Below are 19,299 nucleotides of genomic sequence, written 5' to 3' on the forward strand. Positions count from 1 at the left end.
AGAAATGATCCGGCACCGTGGCCGTTCCGGGAGAGAATCGGCCATCGGCGTGTCGGCGGTCGCGGTTGCCCGTCTCGCCTGGCATGGCAGCCGGCCGGATCGACAGCCCTGCATCTAGGGTAGGGATCGGCCCGATTTAGGGTTTTTGCGCCACCTTACGAAGATTTAATTTCCACTCACATTTTCGTTAGACGGCGGCAAGCCACCCTCAACGCCCTTCTGTGCGCCTGAGATAAGCGGTAGCGATCTCGCGCATTCGATTGCCGTCGAAGCTCGGCCCATGGCCGCCATGACCGAGGCGGACAGGCAGCTCGATGAGCCGCTGCATGGTGCGGCGATAGTCGGGTTTGGAGGAGTCCGGCAGGTCGTCGATCAGCATGGAATCGTAGATGGCGTCGCCGGCAAAGAACAGACCGTCCGCCTCGTCGAAGAGCGCGATCGAATCCGGAGAATGGCCGGGCAAATGCAGCACGCGGAACCGCCGGTCACCGAGGTCGACGATGTCGCCTTCGTCCAGTGTGCGCGTCAACGGCGCCGGCGGGATCTTGTAGTCGGCCGCCGTCCAGCCTGGCATCGGCAATTTCGACACGGCGCCGTCGAGATTGGTGAACATGTAGGCGTAGGTAACCTGCTCGTTCATGGTCTCGAAATGTTCGGCGCTGTGCCGCGGCCCGGCCCGCAGCGGAAACTCGTGCAGCGAGCCGACATGGTCGAGATGGATGTGGGTGGCCACAGCGATGAGCGGCTTGCCCTGCGGCGTATCGATCTCAGGCGCCAGTGGGCAGATGCCCATGCCGGTGTCGACCAGCAGGTCGGCATCGCGTCCCCTAAAATGCCAGATGTTCGCGCGCACGAAATCATGCACGAACGGTTCGGTCAGCATCGTTGTGCTGGCGTCGATGACGGTCTTGCCGAACCAGTCGCCGACGACACGCTCGCCGCCAAAACGGTCACCCATCAGACGAAGGGCTTTCCGACCTTGTATTTTTCCGGCACCAGCCGCTTCAAATAGGCCATGCCGGCTTCCGACAGCTGGTTGACGTCGGGCTTCATGAAATCGTCTGGCATATGGCGCGTCTTGCCGGCGACGTTTTTGAGCGGCACCTTCTTCAGCACGGTCTTCGTGCCGTCATACTGCAGCGCCACCGAGCCGCCGCCTTCCCCCGCAACGGCAACCGCGAAGGCGCCGGCGTCGAAGGCCTCCTGCGCGTCGACGGCGCTGATCGCCCCGATATAGCCGCGCGGCATGTAGCCGAGCGCATCGACGCGGGCACGCTTGCCCGGCAGGCCTTCGGCGAGAGCCCGCTCGAGGGCGGCCGGCAGGTCGCTGCCCGACAGCTTGACGTTGCCATGGGCATCGCGCTCGAGCTTATCCGGCGGCACCAGGCTCTCGACCAGCGCCTTGCCGTCGGCCGTGCTGACGCCTTCGGAGACGGCGACGATGCAGCGCTTGTGGCGGTCGAGCGAGGCGCGCACGTCGTCAATAAAGCCGGCGGCCGAGAATGGCCGTTCCGGCACGTAGACGAGATGCGGGCCGCTGTCGGGATCGATCTGCCAGGCGGCGGCTGCGGCGGTGAGGAAGCCGGCATGCCGGCCCATGACGATGCCGACATAGATGCCGGGCAGCGCGCGGAAATCGAGATCGACGGACAGGAAGGCGCCGGCAACGAATTCGGCCGCCGAGATGAAGCCCGGCGTGTGGTCGTTCTCCTCGAGATCGTTGTCGATGGTCTTTGGCGCATGCACGAATGCGATGCTGCCGCCGGCGGCGTCGGTCAGGATCTGCTGGGTGCCCGACGTGTCGTTGCCGCCGATGTAGATGAAGGCGTCGGCGCCCGCCTTCTTCAGGCCATTGAGGATGACCTCGCAATAGGCGGCATCCGGCTTGTCGCGCGTCGAGCCGAGGGCGGCACTCGGCGTTCCGGCGATCAGCCGCAGCCGATCCTCGGGGATGGCGGACAGGTCGACATAGTTGCCGTCACGAATGCCGCGCACGCCATGGATGAAGCCCAGCACCTTGGCGCCGGGATGGCGCTTGCGGATTTCCAGCGTGGCGCCGACGACCGTCTGGTTGATGACGGCAGTCGGGCCGCCGCCCTGTGCGATGACAAACGTTCCAGCCATGCTTGATGTCTCCCGGCGCGATGGTTTTCAGGCACCTTGGCCTAGCTTGCCGCATCGCGCAACGAGAGTTTCGAGTGGCGCCAAACCGCCGCAGAACGATCAGACGACGACGACCGGGTTCTTCTTGGAAACGCGGCTGTAGAGGTCGATGATGTCCTGGTTGATCAGGCGCACGCACCCCGACGACATCGCCTGGCCGATGCTCGCCCATTCGGGCGAACCGTGGATGCGATAGCCGGTGTCCTTGCCATCCTGGTAGATGTAGAGGGCACGCGCACCGAGCGGATTGGTGAGGCCACCGGGCTGGCCATTTTGCCACTTCACCAGTTCCGGCTTGCGCTGGATCATTTCCGGCGGCGGCGTCCATACCGGCCATTCCTTGCCGTACTGAATGTTGGCGCGGCCGGACCAGCGGAAGCCGTCCTTGCCGATGCCGACGCCGTAGCGGATGGCGTCGCCGCCCTCCTGCACGAGGTAGAGCTTGCGCTCCTGCAGATGGACGACAATGGTGCCGGGCGCCTCGCCGGTCTCATTGACGACAATCTGCCGGCGGAACTCCGGCCTGACCTTCTGATAGGGCACGGCCGGCACCTCGAAGCCACCATCGGTGAGTGCGGCGTACATGACGTCGGGGCCGGTGATGTTCTTGTCGACACTGATCGCCGGGCGGATCGGCCGCACCGAGCCGGTGACCGTATCGTCCAGCTGCAGCTGCGGCAGTTCGAGCGTCGAGGTGCTGCAGCCGGCCATGCCGAGCAGCGCGACGGCGCCGGCGCCCGACAGGACGAAGCGGCGGGAATAAAGATGTTCGGTTTCGATTGCGTCGCCATTTGCAGGCGGCGTCAGATTCTGCGGCAACTCACGCATGCACCCAAACCCTACGCTGTCGGCGGGAAACACGGTCCGGCCGGATAGCACGCAGTTTCGCCAAACATGGTTGAAAAAGGGTGAAGGTCTTCAGGCTTGCCTTAACCCTATACCCTGTATGCCTACGTCGCCGCGCGAAACGGCACGCCGCGCATTTTTTGAGATGGCTCTTTACATTCCCGCGCACCCGAGGATTTATCCTTTTCTTTGCGCTCAAGGAGACAAAGATGTCGTTCGAAAACTGGGCCGCCTTCGCCGCCGCCTCCACCGTCCTGCTGATCATTCCCGGCCCGACCATTCTCCTGGTCGTGTCCTATGCGCTGGGCCAGGGCTGGCGCACCGCCTTGCCGATGGCGGTCGGCGTGGCGCTGGGCGACTTCACCGCCATGACATTGTCGATGCTCGGCATCGGCGCCCTGCTGGCTGCATCGGCGACTGTGTTCACCATCCTGAAGCTGATCGGCGCCTGCTATCTGATCTATCTCGGCATAAAACTGTTTCGCGCCGGCGGCGCGCTGAAAGCCGAACCGCGCACCGACGCCGCGTCGGCGGCCAAGATGATGGCGCATGCCTGGCTGGTCACCGCGCTCAACCCGAAAAGCATCACCTTCTTCGTTGCCTTCCTGCCGCAGTTCCTCAACCGCGAGGCCGATTTCTGGCCGCAGATGCTGATCTTCGAGACCACCTTCCTGGCGCTCGCCTTCGGCAATGCCTTCGGCTACGCGCTGATCGCGGCGCGCGCCCGCAATGTCGTGCGCAATCCCAAAGCAATCCGCATCTTCAACCGCACCGGCGGCACGCTGCTGGTCGGAGCGGGGATAGCTACCGTGGCAATGCGTTCAGGTAACTAGGATCCGCGGAGCATCAGGGGCCGGCATGGCAGTGAAGGATACATTCGGCCTGACATTTTCGGGCGCGACCGAGACGGGGTTTTTGCCCTACAGCCAGGCCGTTCATGAATTGCAATGCTTTATCGGCGACCCCGTCGCTTCGGTCGATCGCGCCATTGCGGCCGACCCGGGCTTCGTCATGGCGCATGTGTTCAAGGGCTATCTGTTCGGCCTCGCCACCGAGCGCGAGGCAACTGCGCTGGCCAAGGCATGCCACGAAACGGCGCTGCCGCTTGCCGCGACCGCGCGCGAGCGGGCGCATGTCGCTGCCCTTGGCCATCTCGCCGCCGGCCGCTGGCACGAGGCCTCGCGCTTGCTTGAAGATATCGCCATCGACTTCCCGCTCGACGCGGTGGCGCTGCAGACCGGACACCAGGTCGACTTCTTCACGGGCAACGCCCGCATGCTGCGCGATCGCATCGGCCGCGCGCTGCCGTCCTGGCAAGAGAACATGCCGGGCTATCATGCCATTCTCGGCATGCAGGCCTTTGGACTGGAGGAAATGGGCGATTATGCGCGCGCCGAGAGGCTGGGCCGGCAGGCTGTCGATATCGAGCCGCGCGACGGCTGGGCGCAGCATGCTGTCGCCCATGTCATGGAAATGCAAAGCCGGCAAAGGGACGGCATCGCCTGGATGCGCGCCAATCCCGAGGCGTGGACGAAAGAGAGTTTCCTGCAGGTGCACAACTGGTGGCACCTGGCGCTGTTCCACTACGATCTCGGCGAGACCGAAGAGGTGTTGGCCCTGTATGACGGGCCGATCTACGGCGCGCCGTCGACGATGGCGCTCAATATGGTCGATGCCTCGGCGATCCTGTGGCGGCTTTATCTCGGCGGCGTCGATGTCGGCGACCGCTGGATAGCGCTCGCCGCCAACTGGCCCAAGGTCGGTGCCGGCAATTACGCCTTCAACGACGCCCATGCCATGATGGCCTTCGTCGGCGCCGGGCTCGAGGCGCCAGCCAAGACCTTGCTCGAGGCACAGCGCGAGGCGATGCGCGGCAGCGACGACAACGCTGCCTTCACCAGGGATGTCGGCCATCCGTTGACATTGGCCATCAAGGCTTTTGGCCAGGGCAATTACGCCGAGGCGGTGCGCCTGATCCGGCCGATTCGCTCGATTGCTCATCGCTTCGGCGGCAGCCATGCCCAGCGCGACGTGATCGACCTGACGCTGATCGAGGCGGCGTTGCGCGCCGGCGACACAGCATTGGCACGGGCGCTGACGGCTGAGCGTCAGCTGGCTCGGCCGGACAGCCCGCTGTCGGCGCTGTTTTCTCGACGGGCCGCCAATTTGTCAGAGAATTGACCCGCAGCGGATCTTGTTTTAAAACCTGGCCAAGCCAGATTTTTTCGAGACCCGAAAAAATTAATGGCAGTGGGAGGATTGCATGTATCTCGGCCTCGATCTCGGTACGTCGGGCGTCAAGGCGCTGTTGATCGATGCCGGGCAAACCGTCATCGGCTCCGGCCATGCTTCACTTGACGTATCGCGGCCACATCCCGGCTGGTCCGAGCAGAATCCGGCCGACTGGGTCCGAGCCTGCGAGACCGCTATTGCCGAGCTGAAATCAGCGCATCCGAAAGAGCTTGCCGCCGTCAAAGGCATCGGCCTCTCCGGCCACATGCACGGCGCAACCTTGCTCGACGCCGGCGACCAGGTGCTGCGCCCTTGCATATTGTGGAACGATACGCGCAGCCATGCCGAGGCGGCCACGCTCGATGCCGACCTACGCTTCCGCAAGCTGACCGGCAACATCGTCTTCCCCGGCTTCACCGCGCCAAAACTCGCCTGGGTGAAGAATAACGAGCCGGCTGTCTTCGCCAAGGTGGCGAAGGTGCTGCTGCCCAAGGATTTCCTGCGGTTCTGGCTGACCGGCGAGCATATGTCGGAAATGTCCGACTCGGCCGGCACCTCATGGCTCGATGTCGGCAAGCGGCGCTGGTCGCCGGAACTGCTTGCCGTCACTTCGCTCGACGAGAAGCAGATGCCATCGCTGGTCGAAGGCACTGAAAAGGCTGGCGCCTTGCGCGCCGATCTCGCCTCCAAATGGGGCGTCCAGGCTGGCATCCCGATTGCCGGTGGCGCCGGCGACAATGCGGCTTCGGCCTGCGGCATGGGCACGGTCGGCGCCGGCCATGCCTTCGTTTCGCTGGGCACGTCCGGCGTGCTGTTTGCTGCCAATGCCTCCTACCTGCCGAACCCGGCCAGTGCGGTCCACACTTTCTGTCACGCGCTGCCCAACACCTGGCACCAGATGGGCGTCATCCTGTCGGCGACGGATTCGCTGAACTGGCTGTCGGAGGTATCGGGGAAGAAGGCCGGCGAATTGACCGCCGAACTCGGCGAGGCGCTGAAGGCGCCGAGCGGTGTGTCGTTCCTGCCTTACCTCTCGGGCGAGCGCACGCCCTACAATGATTCCGCCATCCGCGGGTCCTTCACCGGGCTGGCGCATGAATCCAGCCGTGCGGTGCTGACGCAAGCGGTGCTTGAAGGCGTTGCCTTTGCCTTCCGTGACAGTCTCGAAGCCTTGAAGACGGCGGGTACGACGTTGACGCGGGTGACGGCGATCGGCGGCGGCTCGCGCTCGCGCTACTGGCTGAAAGCGGTCGCTACGGCGCTGCAGGTGCCGGTGGATATTCCCGCCGACGGCGATTTCGGCGCTGCCTTCGGCGCGGCGCGACTCGGGTTGATCGCGGCGACGGGCGCCGATCCGCTGGTGGTATGCACGGCGCCGAGGACGGATGCCACCATTGAGCCGGATGCTGGGCTTAGTGGGGCGTACGCAGATGCCTATCAGCGCTATCGCGCATTGTATCCCGCGATCAAGGCGGCAACCGCGTGAGTGGGGGCTTGGCCCATAACCCGTTTCCGGGCGTCGGCGCTGCCCCTCACCTGCCTGCCGGCATCCTCTCCCCGTATAGGGACGGGGAGAGGGGCGCTGTCATGGCGGGCTGCGCTAGTCGCCGACATTGCAAGAAGGGCGCCGGCGCTGCTGCCAGCCCCCTTCTCCCCGTCACTATACGGGGAGAAGGTGCCGGCAGGCGGATGAGGGGCGGCGCCAACCGTGGCGACTGGCGCTCTCCTCCGCGCCTTTGCAGGGTAACCTCACTGCGCCGGAACCTTGTCGAGAAACCCGGTAACATTCTTCAGCCGCCCGTTCTCGATGACACCGATATCAGTGCCTTCGATAACCGACGGCACCCCCTCCGGCCCGAGATTCCACGAGAAGCGGATCGTGTCGCCAAACCCGTCCGGCGTGCCCTTCAGCGAAAACCGGAAGCCGGCAAAACGCTGCTGCACGCCATCGATGAGCGCGGCCACACCCGCATGGCCGTCGCCCTGCATCAGCGGATCGCGGTAGCTGACATCTTCGGTGAAGGTCCCCTTGAGCAGTTCGGCGCGGCGATCCGCATCGGCCTCGTTCCAGGCGGTGATGTAGTTTTGAGCGATCGTGTTGAGGTCGGTCATGGTCTGTCTCCTTCGTTGAGTGGCTTTGACACCAGCCTTTTCACCCCTTGGCAGAACGAAACCAATTACGCCTGAGGTAATCAGGGCGAACTATTCGAGAGAGGACAGAAATCATGAGCAGCGGATTTTTCGGCGACATCAAAGCAATCAAGTATGAGGGGCCGGATTCGACCAATCCGCTGGCCTACCGCTTCTACAACCCGGATGAGGTCGTCGCCGGCAAGCGGCTGGAAGACCATCTGCGCTTCGCGGTCGCCTACTGGCATTCCTTCGCCTGGCCGGGCGGCGATCCCTTCGGCGGCCAGACCTTCGACCGTCCCTGGTTCCCCAAGGCGGGCGGCATCGACACGATGGAACTGGCGAAGCTCAAGGCCGATGTGGCCTTCGAGATGTTCTCGCTGCTTGGTGCGCCATATTTCTGCTTCCACGACGCGGATGTGCGTCCGGAAGGCAAGGATTTCTCCGAAAGTGCCGCGCGGCTTGACGAGATCGCCGACTATTTTGCGGCAAAGATGAAGAAGACCGGCGTCAAGCTGCTCTGGGGCACGGCGAACCTATTCTCCAACCGCCGCTTCATGTCGGGCGCCGCCACCAATCCAGACCCGGATGTCTTTGCCTATGCGGCGGCGACGGTGAAGAGCTGCATCGACGTTACCAAGCGGCTTAAGGGCGAAAACTATGTACTTTGGGGCGGGCGAGAGGGCTATGAGACGCTGCTCAACACCGACCTTGCCCGCGAGCAGGAGCAGGCCGGACGCTTCCTCAGCCTGGTCGTCGACTACAAGCACAAGATCGGCTTCAAGGGCACGATCCTGATCGAGCCGAAGCCGCAGGAGCCGACCAAGCACCAGTACGACTATGACGTCGCCACGGTCTATGGCTTCCTCAAGCGCTTCGGCCTGGAGAAGGAAGTAAAACTCAACATCGAGCAGGGCCACGCCATCCTCGCCGGCCATTCCTTCGAGCATGAGCTGGCGCTGGCCAATGCGCTGGGCGTCTTCGGTTCGATCGACATGAACCGCAACGACTACCAGTCGGGCTGGGACACCGACCAGTTCCCCAACAATGTGCCGGAGATGGCGCTGGCCTATTATCAGGTCCTGCAGGCCGGTGGCTTCAAGACCGGCGGCACCAATTTCGACGCCAAGCTGCGTCGCCAGTCGCTCGATCCGCAGGACCTGCTGATCGGCCATATTGGCGGCATGGATTCGTGCGCACGCGGTCTGAAGGCAGCCGCGAAAATGGTCGAGGACAAGGCGCTGTCGGGTCCGCTCGCCGAACGCTATGCCGGCTGGAACAGCGCCGAGGCCAAGGCGATGCTGTCGGGCAAGCGCACGCTGGAGGACATCGCCGAGCGCGTGGTCAAGAAGAAGATCGAGCCGCAGCCGCGCTCCGGCCGCCAGGAACTGCTGGAAAACATCGTCAACCGCTACGTCTGAGACCTGGTACCTTGGGCTGACATAAGCCGCGCGTGGCCGAAAAGCCGCAGCGGCTGACCTCTGCCAGTCAGCCGTTCCCGCAGCACGGTCGCCAAAGTGTGTGGTAAGACCGCGACGGCGCACCCAGCGGAGTCTGATTTGACCATGCCTTCTTCTAACACCAAGCGTGCGCTGATCACCGGGGCGGGTGCTGCTGACGGCATCGGCATTGCCATTGCCCGGCAGCTCGGCCTTGCCGGTCATGCCGTTTTCCTGAACGGTGCCAGCGCGCGTGTACTCGATCGCGCCGCCGAGCTTTGCGCCGAAGGCATAAATGCCAAAGCCGCAGTCGCGGATCTCACCATCGCAGCCGAAGTCGCGCGGCTACGGGCTGATGTCGGCGCTGTCGACATCCTAGTCAACAATGCCGGCATGGGCTCGCTGGCATCGCCCTCGGCCGATAAGGCGTTTCTCGCCATGACCGAGGCCGACTGGGACCAAGGGATCGACGTCAGCCTGAAGACCGTATTCCTGGTCACCCGCGCGTTTTTGCCGGCGATGGTAGAGGCAGGCTATGGGCGCATCGTCAATGTGGCGTCGGTTACCGGGCCGCTGGTGTCTTTCGAAGGCACATCAGCCTATTCCGCCGCCAAGGCCGGCATGGTCGGCCTGACGCGCACGCTGGCGCTCGAAGTGGCAAAAAGCGGCATCACGGCCAATGCCGTGGCCCCCGGCTGGATCGAAACGGGCTCGTCGAGCGCAATGGAGCGGCAAGCTGCCCTGCACACGCCACCGGCGCGGGCCGGACGACCGGACGAGGTTGCCGCAGCGGTGGTGTTCCTGGCATCGGAAGGCGCGAGCTACGTCAACGGCGCCCTGATGGTGGTCGACGGCGGCAACAGCCTTCAGGAGCGCAAGGGCTGAATCCGAAACGACCGGTCGTTCACCATCGGTCGCAGGTTACGGAAAGCATTGGAAATAGCATCGCCAACGCATTCGCCGAGCGCGTCTTCAAGAAGAGATCGAGCCGCAGCCAAAGTCCGGCCGCCAAGCGTATCTGGAGAACGTCGTCAACCGCTACGTCTGAGGCGGAAAGCCGATTCGTAGTGCTCAAGGGCGGCAGGGTAACATCCCGGCCGCTCTGGAATGGGGTTTGCGCAAGACCCTATCCGCCGACAAGCTTTTGCCTCGCACCGCCCCTCAATGACCTCGCTCTTGCCTTCAAACTGCCGTCACGTATCTCGTATAAGGATGCCGTTGTGGCGGGTGAAAAGGAAGGAGGCGAACCGATATGCAGCACGAACGCGAAATCGACGCCCTGCTCTCATCCGGCGAGGCCGGATCGATCATCGACCGGCTGATGGCGCTGCCGCGGCCGACCGACAATGTGAAAAACGAATGGGATCGCGCTGTCAGCAGCCGTTTCGAAGTCCGACTGGCGAGGCAGATGCGCTCGCAGATGGACGCCGGCAGCGATCGACAGAACGCAGCCTGATCTCTCTTTGTCTGTGCATGTCGTTATCCCAAAACCGCGACGCACGTTTGGGCGACATGCATCAACCTCGGCGGAGGCGCACCGGCGCTTCGCCGAACGCTCTTGAAAACGCTCTGGAAAATGCCGCGGCGGACGAAAATCCCGTCCGCCCGGCAATATCCGCCATGGCGATCCGCGTGTCGACCACCAGCCGCCGCGCCGCGCCCAGCCGCAGCCTGAGATAGTAGGCGCCGGGCGTCTCGCCGATCGATTTGCGAAAAATGCTTTCCAATGTTCGTGCCGTCACCCCGGCGCGTTTCGCCACCGCATCTATGGTCAGCGGCTGGTCGACATGCGATTCCATCAGCCGGATCGCTTGCGCCAACCGCGGGTCGTAGCCGTCGAGCCGGCCGAGCGAGACCAGCGGTTGCGCATCGGTCGCGGCGCGCGCCTGGTCGTAGATGAAGACGCTGGCGACATCGAGCGCCACGGCCATGCCGAGGCGCGTACGGATCAGATGCAGCATCAGGTCGAAGGTCGGCGACGCCCCGCCCGAGGTGAAGACGGGCCCATCGATGACGTAGCGGTCGGGACGGACATCAACGCCGGGAAAGGCCGACGAAAAATCCTCCATGTCTTCCCAATGGGTGGTGGCGCTGCGCCCTTCCAAGAGACCCGCCCGCGCCACCAGCCAGGTACCGGCCTCGACGCCGCCACAGGCACGGGCCGCGCGGGCCGCGCGGCGCAGACCGGAGAGCAGCGCTGATGTCGCGTAATTCTGGGTGCCGAAGCCGGCGACGACGACAAGCACGTCGGTAGGCTCGGCCGCATCGAAGCGGCCGCTGACCGCCACTGGCAGGCCGCATGTGGTGACCGGCGCCTCGCCGGTGACCGAGACCAGTTTAAAATCGAACAGGGTCTCGCCGGAGATGCGGTTGGCGGCGCGCAGCGGGTCGACGGCCGATGCCACACACATGATGGACGAGCCGGAAAACACCAGCAGCGTCACCTTGAGCGGCGAGCGTTCCGAGCGAAAGATGGTCGGTTTTTCGCTTTTGATCATGGAAGCTTCGTAAATCGCAAAACAGTCCCTCGCAAGTCCGATCATTGTTGGCCTGTCCTTGTGCATGTCGTTATCCCAAAACCGGTTCCCACTTTTGGGCGACATGCACTGCTGATGTTTGGGAGGAGAGTTCCATGCCGCTCGCGATGAACCGTGAGGTTTTCATTACCTGTGCCGTGACCGGATCCGGCGGCTCGCAGGACCGCTCGCCGCATGTGCCGCGCTCGCCCAAGCAGATTGCCGATTCGGCGATCGATGCGGCCAAGGCCGGTGCTGCCGTCGTCCACTGCCATGTCCGCGACCCTGAAACCGGCAAGCCCCGCCGCGATGTCCATCTCTACCGCGAAGTGACCGAGCGCATCCGCGACGCCAATGTCGATGTGGTGCTCAACCTCACCGCCGGCATGGGCGGCGACATGGTGTTCGGTTCGCCGGAGGCGCCATTGCCGCTCAACGAAAAAGGCACCGACATGGGCGGCGCCACCAACCGCATGGAACATGTGCGGCAGTGTCTGCCGGAAATCTGCACGCTGGATTGCGGCACCATGAACTTCGCCGAAGCCGACTATGTCATGACCAACACGCCAGGCATGCTGCGCGCCATGGGCGGCATGATGACGGCGCTCGGCGTCAAGCCGGAGATAGAAGCCTTCGACACCGGCCATCTCTGGTTTGCCAAGCAGTTGGTCGAGGAAAAGGTGCTCAACGCCGATGCGCTGGTGCAACTCTGCATGGGCGTGCCGTGGGGTGCGCCCGACGACCTCAACACCTTCATGGCGATGGTCAACAATGTGCCGTCGACCTGGAACTGGTCTGCCTTCGCCATCGGCCGCAACCAGATGGCCTACGCAGCAGCGGCGGTTCTCGCCGGCGGCAATGTCCGCGTCGGGCTCGAAGACAATCTGTGGCTCGACAAGGGCGTGCTGGCAACCAATGCACAACTGGTCGAGCGCGCCGCCAGCATCGTCACCAATCTCGGCGCCCGTATCCTCGGGCCGGAGGAAGTGCGCAAGAAGCTCAACCTGACCAAGCGGGCGCCGATCGCAGCCGCTGCGTAAAACGGGAGCGGATCATGGCTACCGTCAAATTCACCGCGATGAAGGATGGCGACAAGGACGATTACGAGTTCCTGACCGCCCATGAAATCGACTATGCCGCCAAGACCGGCGAGCGGCTGCTCGACGCGCTGGTGCAGCTCGACGAAGGCCTGTCCGGCTACAAGATCACCCGGCTCGGCCATTCGCTGCAGGCGGCGACGCGGGCGTGGCGCGATGGCGCCGACACCGACTGGATCGCCTGCGCGCTGCTGCACGATATCGGCGATATCTACGCGCCCTACAATCACGACGAATACGCCGCTTCGATCCTGAAACCTTTCGTGCGCGAGCAATGCACCTGGGTGGTGGAAAAGCACGGCGACTTCCAGCGCCTCTATTACGCTCACCATCTCGGCGGCAACCGTCACGCCCGCGACCGCTTCGCCGGCCATGCCTATTTCGATGATTGCGATCAGTTTTGCGAACGCTGGGACCAGTCGAGCTTCGACCCCGATTATGAGACGCTGCCGATCGAATTCTTCCGGCCCTTCGTGCTCGAAGTCTTCGCCCGCAAGGCCTACGACGCATCGGTTATTCGCGCCGGCGAGCGCGTGCCTCTCATCGACCCTCAAACAGCCAAGACAAGAACCGGAGCCTGACCATGAGCATCATCAACAAGGCGGCCGCCATCGGCGGCGGTGTCATCGGCGCCGGCTGGGTGGCGCGGCTGCTGCTCAACGGCATCGACGTGTCGATCTTCGATCCGGACCCGGAAGCGTCGCGCAAGGTCTCGGAAGTGATGAGGGGTGCGCGCCGCGCCTACAAGCAGATGGTTCCCGGCGGCCTGCCCAAGGAGGGCAAGCTGACCTTCGCCAAGACCATTGCCGAGGCAGTCGCCGATGCCGACTTCATCCAGGAGAGCGTGCCGGAACGGCTCGACCTGAAACACCGTGTGCTGGCCGAGATCGATCTTTATGCACCCGCCAACGCCATCGTCGGCTCGTCGACCTCCGGCATCAAGCCAACCGACATGCAGGTGGCGATGAAGAAGCATCCGGAGCGACTGGTTGTCGGACATCCCTTCAACCCGGTCTATCTCCTGCCGTTGGTCGAGATCGTCGGCGGCGAACAGACGTTCCCCGAGGCAATCGAGGTTGCGAAAGAAATCTATGCCTCGATCGGCATGAAGCCGGTGGTGATCCGCAAGGAGATCGAGGCCTTTGTCGGCGACCGCTTGCTGGAAGCCGCCTGGCGCGAGGCGCTGTGGCTGATCAAGGACGGCATCTGCACCGTCGAGGAGCTCGACGACATCATGCGCTACGGCTTCGGCCTGCGCTGGGCGCAGATGGGCATGTTCCAGGTCTATCGCGTCGCCGGCGGCGAGGCCGGCATGCGCCACTTCATGGCGCAGTTCGGGCCGTGCCTGAAATGGCCGTGGACCAAGCTTATGGACGTGCCGGAGTTCAATGACGAACTGGTCGACCTGATCGCCACCCAGTCGGACGACCAGGCGCATGGCCTGTCGATCCGCGAGCTGGAAAAGATCCGCGACGACAATCTGGTCGCGATCATGGATGCTCTGTCGAAACAGAACAAAGGCAAAGGCTGGGGCGCCGGCGCCTTGCACAAGGACTACACCAGGCAGCTGGCCAAGCTGGCGGCGAAGAAGCCGGCCGCTTCCAAGGCTGCCGAAAAGGCCAAGGCATCGAAGCCGGTAAAGAAGGTGGAAAAGCCGAAGAAAAAGAAGAAAGGCTGAAGACCATGGATTTCGGGCTTTCGGAGGAACAGAAGCTCATCGTCGAGACGACGCGTGCGTTCGTCGAGAACGAGCTTTACCCGCATGAGCGTGAAGTCGAGCGCACCGGCGTGCTGCGCCGCGAGCTGATCGAGGACATCAAGGTCAAGGCGATCGAAGCCGGGCTCTACGCTGCCAACATGCCGGCCGATGTCGGTGGCGCCGGCCTCGATACGGTGACCTGGCTGCTCTACGAAAAGGAGCTCGGCCGCGCCAATTACGCGCTGCACTGGACCTGCGTGGCGCGTCCCTCCAACATCCTGCTCGCCGGCACGCCGGAGCAACGGGAAAAGTATCTGTTCCCTTGCATCCGTGGCGAAAAGTGGGACTGCCTGGCGATGACCGAGCCCGGCGCCGGCTCCGATTTGCGCGGCATGAAAGCGACCGCCGTACAGGACGGTGACGACTGGGTGCTCAACGGCACCAAGCATTTTATCAGCCATGCCGATCTGGCCGACTTTGCCATCGTCTTCATGGCTTCCGGCGAGGAAGAAACGCCGCGCGGCAAGCGCAAGAAGATCACCGCCTTCTTCGTCGACAAGGGCACCAAGGGTTTCACGGTGCGCGACGGCTACCGCAACGTCTCGCATCGCGGCTACACCAACGCCATCCTTGAATTCGACGATTGCCGTTTGCCGGCGAGCCAGGTGCTCGGCGAAGTGCACAAGGGCTTCGAGGTCGCCAATTCGTGGCTCGGCGCCACCCGCCTGCAGGTCGGCGCCACCTGCCTTGGCCGCGCCGAGCGAGCGCTTGGCCATGCCATCGAGTATTCCGCGCAGCGCCAGCAGTTCGGCCAGCAGATCGGCAAATTCCAGGGCGTGTCATTCAAGCTCGCCGACATGGCGACGGAACTGAAGGCTGCGGACCTGATGGTGTTCGAAGCCGGCTGGAAGTACGATCAGGGCACCGTGACCGATCAGGACATGGCCATGGCCAAGCTGAAGGCTACCGAAATGCTCGCCTTTGTTGCCGACGAAGCAATCCAGATCCATGGCGGCATGGGGCTGATGGACGACCTGCCGCTGGAGCGCATCTGGCGCGATGCGCGCGTCGAGCGCATCTGGGAAGGTACTTCGGAGATTCAGCGACATATTATTTCGCGGGCGCTGCTGCGTCCGTTCGGAGCATAGAGCATGATGTACCCCAAACCGGGGTCCGGTTTTGGGGAGAAGATCATGCTCAAACGAAAAGATGGCCATGCATAAACTCGAACGTCTCCTGCGCCCAAAATCCATCGCCGTGTTTGGCGGGGTGCAGGCCGCTGCCGTCGTCGCGCAATCGATCAAGATGGGCTTTGCCGGCGAGATCTGGCCGGTGCATCCGACCAAGGACGAGGTTGCCGGTCGCAAGGCCTATCGTTCTGTTGCAGACCTTCCCGGTGCGCCCGACGCTGCCTTTGTCGGCGTCAACCGGCACTTGACCATCGAGGTGGTCAAGGCGCTGGCCGAACGTGGCGCCGGCGGCGCCGTCTGTTTTGCCGCGGGCTTTCTCGAGACCGAGGCTTATGATGACGATGGTGAGCGGCTGCAGGCCGAACTGGTCGCTGCTGCCGGCCAGATGCCGATCATCGGCCCGAACTGCTATGGCCTGATCAACTATGCCGACGGCGCGTTGCTGTGGCCCGACCAGCATGGCGGCATCAGGCTGCCCGAAGGCGCAAAGGGCGTCGCCATCATCACCCAGTCGTCCAACATCGCCATCAACATGACGATGCAGAAGCGCGGCCTGCCGATCGCCTTCCTGATGACCGCCGGCAACCAGGCGCAGACCGGCCTGTCCGAAATGGCGCTCGGCCTGATAGAGGACGAGCGGGTGACGTCGCTCGGTTTGCACATCGAAGCTTTCGATTCGGTAGCCGGCTTCGAGAAACTGGCCGCACGAGCGCGCGAACTGAAGAAGCCGATCATAGCCATGAAGGTCGGCCGTTCCGAGCAGGCACGGCAGGCGACCGTCTCGCACACCGCCTCGCTGGCTGGCTCAGACGCGGCCTCCGGTGCTTTCCTGAGGCGGCTCGGCATCGCGCGCGTCGATTCCATCCCCGCCTTTATCGAAGCGCTGAAGCTCTTGCATGTCACCGGCCCATTGCCCGGCTACAGGCTGTCGTCGATGAGCTGTTCGGGTGGCGAAGCCTCGGTCATGGCCGACAGCGCTGAGGGTCGCTGGGTCAATTTCCCGGAGCTCACCAGCAAGCACCGCGCCCATGTCAAATCGACCCTCGGGCCGCTGGTCGCCGTCGCCAACCCGTTGGACTACCACACCTTCATCTGGAATAATGAGCCGGCGATGACCGCCACCTTCACCGCCATGGTGTCGGGCGGTTTCGATCTCAACATGCTGGTGCTCGACTTCCCGCGCCCCGATCGCTGCTCGGTCACCGACTGGTGGGCGACGCTGCGCGCCTTCGAATCGGCGCTGAAGACCAACAAGGCGCATGGCGCGATCGTCTCGTCGCTGCCGGAAAATCTGCCGGAGGAATACACCGCCGAGCTGATGGCGCGGGGCATGGTGCCGTTGTTCGGCATCTCCGAAGCCATGGACGCCGCAGGCGCAGCAGCCTTCATCGGCTGGGCTTGGGCCGAGCCGCAGGCGCAGCCGATCGACACGTCAGCCGCGGGCGCTGCCGAAGGCGGCCATGTGACGCCTGACGAGGCCGAAGCCAAGGAGCGACTGATCAAGGCAGGCCTGCCGGTGCCGAAGGGCGAACGTGCCGCCAATGCGGTCGACGCCGTCATCTCGTCGATGGCGCTCGGCTTCCCGGTGGCGCTGAAGGCGCTCGGCGTCACCCACAAGTCGGAAGTCGGCGCTGTCAGACTGAGCCTCAAGGACGCCGAATCCGTCAGCACGGCGGCGCATGATCTCCTGCCGCTCGGCACCGGGCTCTATGTCGAGCGCATGGTGCGCGACGGCGTCGCCGAACTGATCGTCGGCTTCACCCGCGACCCGATGTTCGGCGCCGTCATGACGCTGGGCACTGGCGGCGTGCTGGTCGAGTTGTTGCGCGACAGCGTCACCTTGATGCTGCCGGCGACGCGCGACGATATCGAGGCGGCCCTGCGCCGCCTGAAACTGTTCCCGCTGCTTGAGGGCTATCGTGGCCGGCCGAAAGCCGATGTCGCTGCCGCCATCGAGGCCATCGCGGGCATTGCCGACTTCGTCCAGAAGAATGCCGGCGAGATCGAGGAACTCGACATCAACCCGCTGATCGTCTGCGCCGAGGGCAAGGGCGCCTGGATCGCCGACGCGCTGCTGGTGCTGGGAGAGAAGAAGAATGTCTGACGTCATTTCGACCCGCCGCGAGGGCACTATCCTCGAGGTCACGCTCGACCGGCCGAAGGCCAATGCCATCGATCTCAAGACGTCGCGGCTGATGGGCGAGACGTTCAAGGCGTTCCGCGACGATCCGGAGCTTCGCGTCGCCATCGTCAAGACCGCAGGTGACAAGTTCTTCTGCGCCGGCTGGGATTTGAAGGCCGCCGCCGGCGGCGACGCGGTCGATGGCGACTATGGCGTCGGCGGCTTTGCCGGCCTGCAGGAGCTGCGCGACATGAACAAGCCGGTCATCGCCTGCGTCAACGGCATGGCGGTCGGCGGCGGCTTCGAGTTGGCGCTGTCCTGCGATCTCATCTACGCCTCCGACCATTCCTCCTTCGCGCTGCCCGAAATCCGCGCCGGCACGCTGGCTGATGCCGCGACGATCAAGCTGCCCAAGCGCATTCCCTATCATGTCGCCATGGATCTGCTGCTCACCGGCCGCTGGATGGATGTCGCCGAGGCGCATCGCTGGGGGTTGGTCAACGAAGTGCTGCCCAAGGAAAAGCTCGAAGACCGTGTCTGGGAGATTGCAAGGCTGCTGGCCAGTGGTCCGCCGCTGGTATTCGCCGCGATCAAGGAGACGGCGCGGGTGGCCGAGGCGCTGACCTTCCAGGATGCGATGAACCGCGTGACGCGCCGGCAATTGGCGACCGTCGATGCGCTTTATGGCTCCGAGGACAATATGGAAGGGTTCCGCGCCTTCGCGGAGAAGCGCGATCCGGTGTGGAAGGGGAAGTAACCTCTTTACTCTCCCCTCGATGGGTAGGGTCGGACCGAAGGTCCGGGGTGGGGTGATGCGCCGCCACCCGCCGTTTCGCGGCGACCTCCCCAGGGGAGGTAAAGGAGCAGCATGACCGACTACAAAACCCTCATCGACGCCGAGACCTGGGCCTTCATCGAGCGGACCAATTCCTTCTACCCGCCCGACACGATCGACTACACCATCGCCCAGCAGCGCGCGATTTATGACCGGATGTGCCGCGAATTCTTTGCCGGCTATCCCGATGGCGTGACGGCGGAAACGACCGTCATTGCCGCGCACGATATCCCGATCCGCATCTATCGCAGCGCTACCCCGAACAAGGCGGCGATGGTGCTCTACATCCATGGTGGCGGCTTCATCCTCGGCGGGCTCGACAGCCATGATGATGTCTGCGCCGAATTGTGCGCTCGCACCGGCTTCGAGGTTGTCTCCGTCGACTACCGGCTGGCGCCGGAGCATCTGCATCCGGCCGCCTTCGACGATGCGCTGCTTGCCTTCGAATGGGCCGCCAAAAGCTACGACCGTCCCGTCCTGCTCTGCGGCGACAGCGCCGGCGGCAATCTCTGCGCGGCCGTTAGTCACGCAACGCGTGGCCATGCTAAGCGGCCATTCGGCCAGGTGCTGATCTATCCCGGCCTCGGCGGCGACAGCTCGAGGGGCTCCTACGTTACGCATGCGGAAGCGCCGATGCTGACCATGCGCGATCTCGAATTCTACAAGCACATCCGCACCGGCGGCGCCGACGGCTCCGGTGACATCGCTTTGTCGCCGCTCGCCGACGCGGATTTCACCAACCTGCCACCAACCGTGCTCATCACCGCACAGTGCGACCCGCTGTCGTCCGATGGCGAGGCCTATCGCGACCGCGTCCTCGCCGCGGGCGGCCACGCCACCTGGTTCGAGGAGCCGGGGCTGGTGCATGGCTATCTCCGGGCCAGGCACACGGTCGGCCGGGCGCGCGCCAGCTTCAGCCGCATCGTCGAGGTGGTCTCGGTGCTGGGCAGAGGCGGCTGGACCTGGTGATCATTCGCCGACAATCTGCCTGAAAAATAAAGTCATTCGCCCCTTCTGTGAAATGGCGAAC

The 19,299-nt window shown here is 64.0% G+C and carries 18 protein-coding genes; 13 read left to right on the plus strand and 5 right to left on the minus strand.

Going from position 1 to position 19,299, the window contains the following annotated elements:
* Nucleotides 1-208 precede the first annotated feature (208 nt).
* The 3 genes from AC1D1N_RS18075 to AC1D1N_RS18085 form a co-directional block, all read right to left on the minus strand.
* Nucleotides 209-958: an MBL fold metallo-hydrolase gene (locus AC1D1N_RS18075; RefSeq protein ID WP_477350136.1), complete on the minus strand. Its 750-nt coding sequence runs from the start codon at nucleotides 956-958 to the stop codon at nucleotides 209-211.
* Nucleotides 958-2,124 carry a diphosphate--fructose-6-phosphate 1-phosphotransferase gene (locus tag AC1D1N_RS18080; protein ID WP_477350138.1) on the minus strand — a complete coding sequence of 389 codons (1,167 nt, stop codon included), beginning with the start codon at nucleotides 2,122-2,124 and terminating at the stop codon, nucleotides 958-960. The genes AC1D1N_RS18075 and AC1D1N_RS18080 overlap by 1 nt, the downstream gene beginning before the upstream one ends.
* A gap of 99 nt (nucleotides 2,125-2,223) precedes the next feature.
* Nucleotides 2,224-2,991, minus strand: coding sequence for a L,D-transpeptidase (locus AC1D1N_RS18085; RefSeq protein WP_477350140.1), 768 nt, complete (start codon nucleotides 2,989-2,991; stop codon nucleotides 2,224-2,226).
* 227 nt (nucleotides 2,992-3,218) lie between these two features.
* Here AC1D1N_RS18085 and AC1D1N_RS18090 point away from each other — a divergent pair, with 227 nt between their 5' ends.
* From AC1D1N_RS18090 to xylB, 3 genes are all read left to right on the plus strand, one after another.
* Nucleotides 3,219-3,842 carry a LysE family translocator gene (locus AC1D1N_RS18090; protein ID WP_477350142.1) on the plus strand — a complete coding sequence of 208 codons (624 nt, stop codon included), beginning with the start codon at nucleotides 3,219-3,221 and terminating at the stop codon, nucleotides 3,840-3,842.
* A gap of 25 nt (nucleotides 3,843-3,867) precedes the next feature.
* On the plus strand, nucleotides 3,868-5,190 hold the full coding sequence (locus AC1D1N_RS18095; protein WP_477350144.1) for a tetratricopeptide repeat protein: 1,323 nt from the start codon (nucleotides 3,868-3,870) through the stop codon (nucleotides 5,188-5,190).
* Nucleotides 5,191-5,272: 82 nt separating this feature from the next.
* Entirely contained in the window at nucleotides 5,273-6,727 is a 1,455-nt protein-coding gene (gene xylB, locus AC1D1N_RS18100; protein WP_436257762.1) for a xylulokinase, read from the plus strand.
* Between the two features lie 263 nt (nucleotides 6,728-6,990).
* Here xylB and AC1D1N_RS18105 read toward each other — a convergent pair whose 3' ends face one another.
* Entirely contained in the window at nucleotides 6,991-7,353 is a 363-nt protein-coding gene (locus AC1D1N_RS18105) for a nuclear transport factor 2 family protein (protein WP_436257763.1), read from the minus strand.
* Between the two features lie 113 nt (nucleotides 7,354-7,466).
* On the opposite strand from AC1D1N_RS18105, the gene xylA reads away from it, so the two are divergent.
* The 3 genes from xylA to AC1D1N_RS18120 all read left to right on the plus strand — a co-directional run bounded on the left by xylA (nucleotide 7,467) and on the right by AC1D1N_RS18120 (nucleotide 10,266).
* Entirely contained in the window at nucleotides 7,467-8,792 is a 1,326-nt protein-coding gene (gene xylA, locus AC1D1N_RS18110; protein WP_436257764.1) for a xylose isomerase, read from the plus strand.
* A 144-nt stretch (nucleotides 8,793-8,936) separates the two neighbouring features.
* A complete protein-coding gene (locus tag AC1D1N_RS18115; RefSeq protein ID WP_436257765.1) occupies nucleotides 8,937-9,695 on the plus strand; it encodes an SDR family NAD(P)-dependent oxidoreductase in 759 nt (252 codons plus the stop codon).
* A 367-nt stretch (nucleotides 9,696-10,062) separates the two neighbouring features.
* Nucleotides 10,063-10,266, plus strand: a complete 204-nt coding sequence (locus tag AC1D1N_RS18120) for a hypothetical protein (protein ID WP_112565601.1) — start codon at nucleotides 10,063-10,065, stop codon at nucleotides 10,264-10,266.
* Between the two features lie 61 nt (nucleotides 10,267-10,327).
* Here the strand turns inward: AC1D1N_RS18120 and AC1D1N_RS18125 are convergent, their stop codons facing one another.
* Nucleotides 10,328-11,308: a GlxA family transcriptional regulator gene (locus tag AC1D1N_RS18125; RefSeq protein WP_181056733.1), complete on the minus strand. Its 981-nt coding sequence runs from the start codon at nucleotides 11,306-11,308 to the stop codon at nucleotides 10,328-10,330.
* Between the two features lie 134 nt (nucleotides 11,309-11,442).
* On the opposite strand from AC1D1N_RS18125, the gene bcoG reads away from it, so the two are divergent.
* From bcoG to AC1D1N_RS18160, 7 genes are all read left to right on the plus strand, one after another.
* Nucleotides 11,443-12,366, plus strand: a complete 924-nt coding sequence (gene bcoG, locus AC1D1N_RS18130) for a 3-dehydrocarnitine:acetyl-CoA trimethylamine transferase BcoG (RefSeq protein WP_477350147.1) — start codon at nucleotides 11,443-11,445, stop codon at nucleotides 12,364-12,366.
* 14 nt (nucleotides 12,367-12,380) lie between these two features.
* Nucleotides 12,381-13,004, plus strand: coding sequence for an HD domain-containing protein (locus tag AC1D1N_RS18135; RefSeq protein ID WP_477338539.1), 624 nt, complete (start codon nucleotides 12,381-12,383; stop codon nucleotides 13,002-13,004).
* 2 nt (nucleotides 13,005-13,006) lie between these two features.
* Nucleotides 13,007-14,101 carry a carnitine 3-dehydrogenase gene (locus tag AC1D1N_RS18140; RefSeq protein ID WP_477350149.1) on the plus strand — a complete coding sequence of 365 codons (1,095 nt, stop codon included), beginning with the start codon at nucleotides 13,007-13,009 and terminating at the stop codon, nucleotides 14,099-14,101.
* A 5-nt stretch (nucleotides 14,102-14,106) separates the two neighbouring features.
* On the plus strand, nucleotides 14,107-15,270 hold the full coding sequence (locus tag AC1D1N_RS18145; protein WP_477350151.1) for an acyl-CoA dehydrogenase family protein: 1,164 nt from the start codon (nucleotides 14,107-14,109) through the stop codon (nucleotides 15,268-15,270).
* Between the two features lie 67 nt (nucleotides 15,271-15,337).
* On the plus strand, nucleotides 15,338-17,416 hold the full coding sequence (locus tag AC1D1N_RS18150) for an acetate--CoA ligase family protein (protein WP_477350153.1): 2,079 nt from the start codon (nucleotides 15,338-15,340) through the stop codon (nucleotides 17,414-17,416).
* The gene (locus AC1D1N_RS18155) at nucleotides 17,409-18,191 is read left to right on the plus strand and encodes a carnitinyl-CoA dehydratase (protein ID WP_477233437.1); all 783 of its coding nucleotides are present in this window, start codon (nucleotides 17,409-17,411) and stop codon (nucleotides 18,189-18,191) included. The genes AC1D1N_RS18150 and AC1D1N_RS18155 overlap by 8 nt, the downstream gene beginning before the upstream one ends.
* A 111-nt stretch (nucleotides 18,192-18,302) precedes the next feature.
* A complete protein-coding gene (locus AC1D1N_RS18160) occupies nucleotides 18,303-19,238 on the plus strand; it encodes an alpha/beta hydrolase (protein WP_477350155.1) in 936 nt (311 codons plus the stop codon).
* The last annotated feature ends 61 nt before the right edge of the window (nucleotides 19,239-19,299 follow it).

Source organism: Mesorhizobium sp. P2_B5, assembly GCF_056404775.1.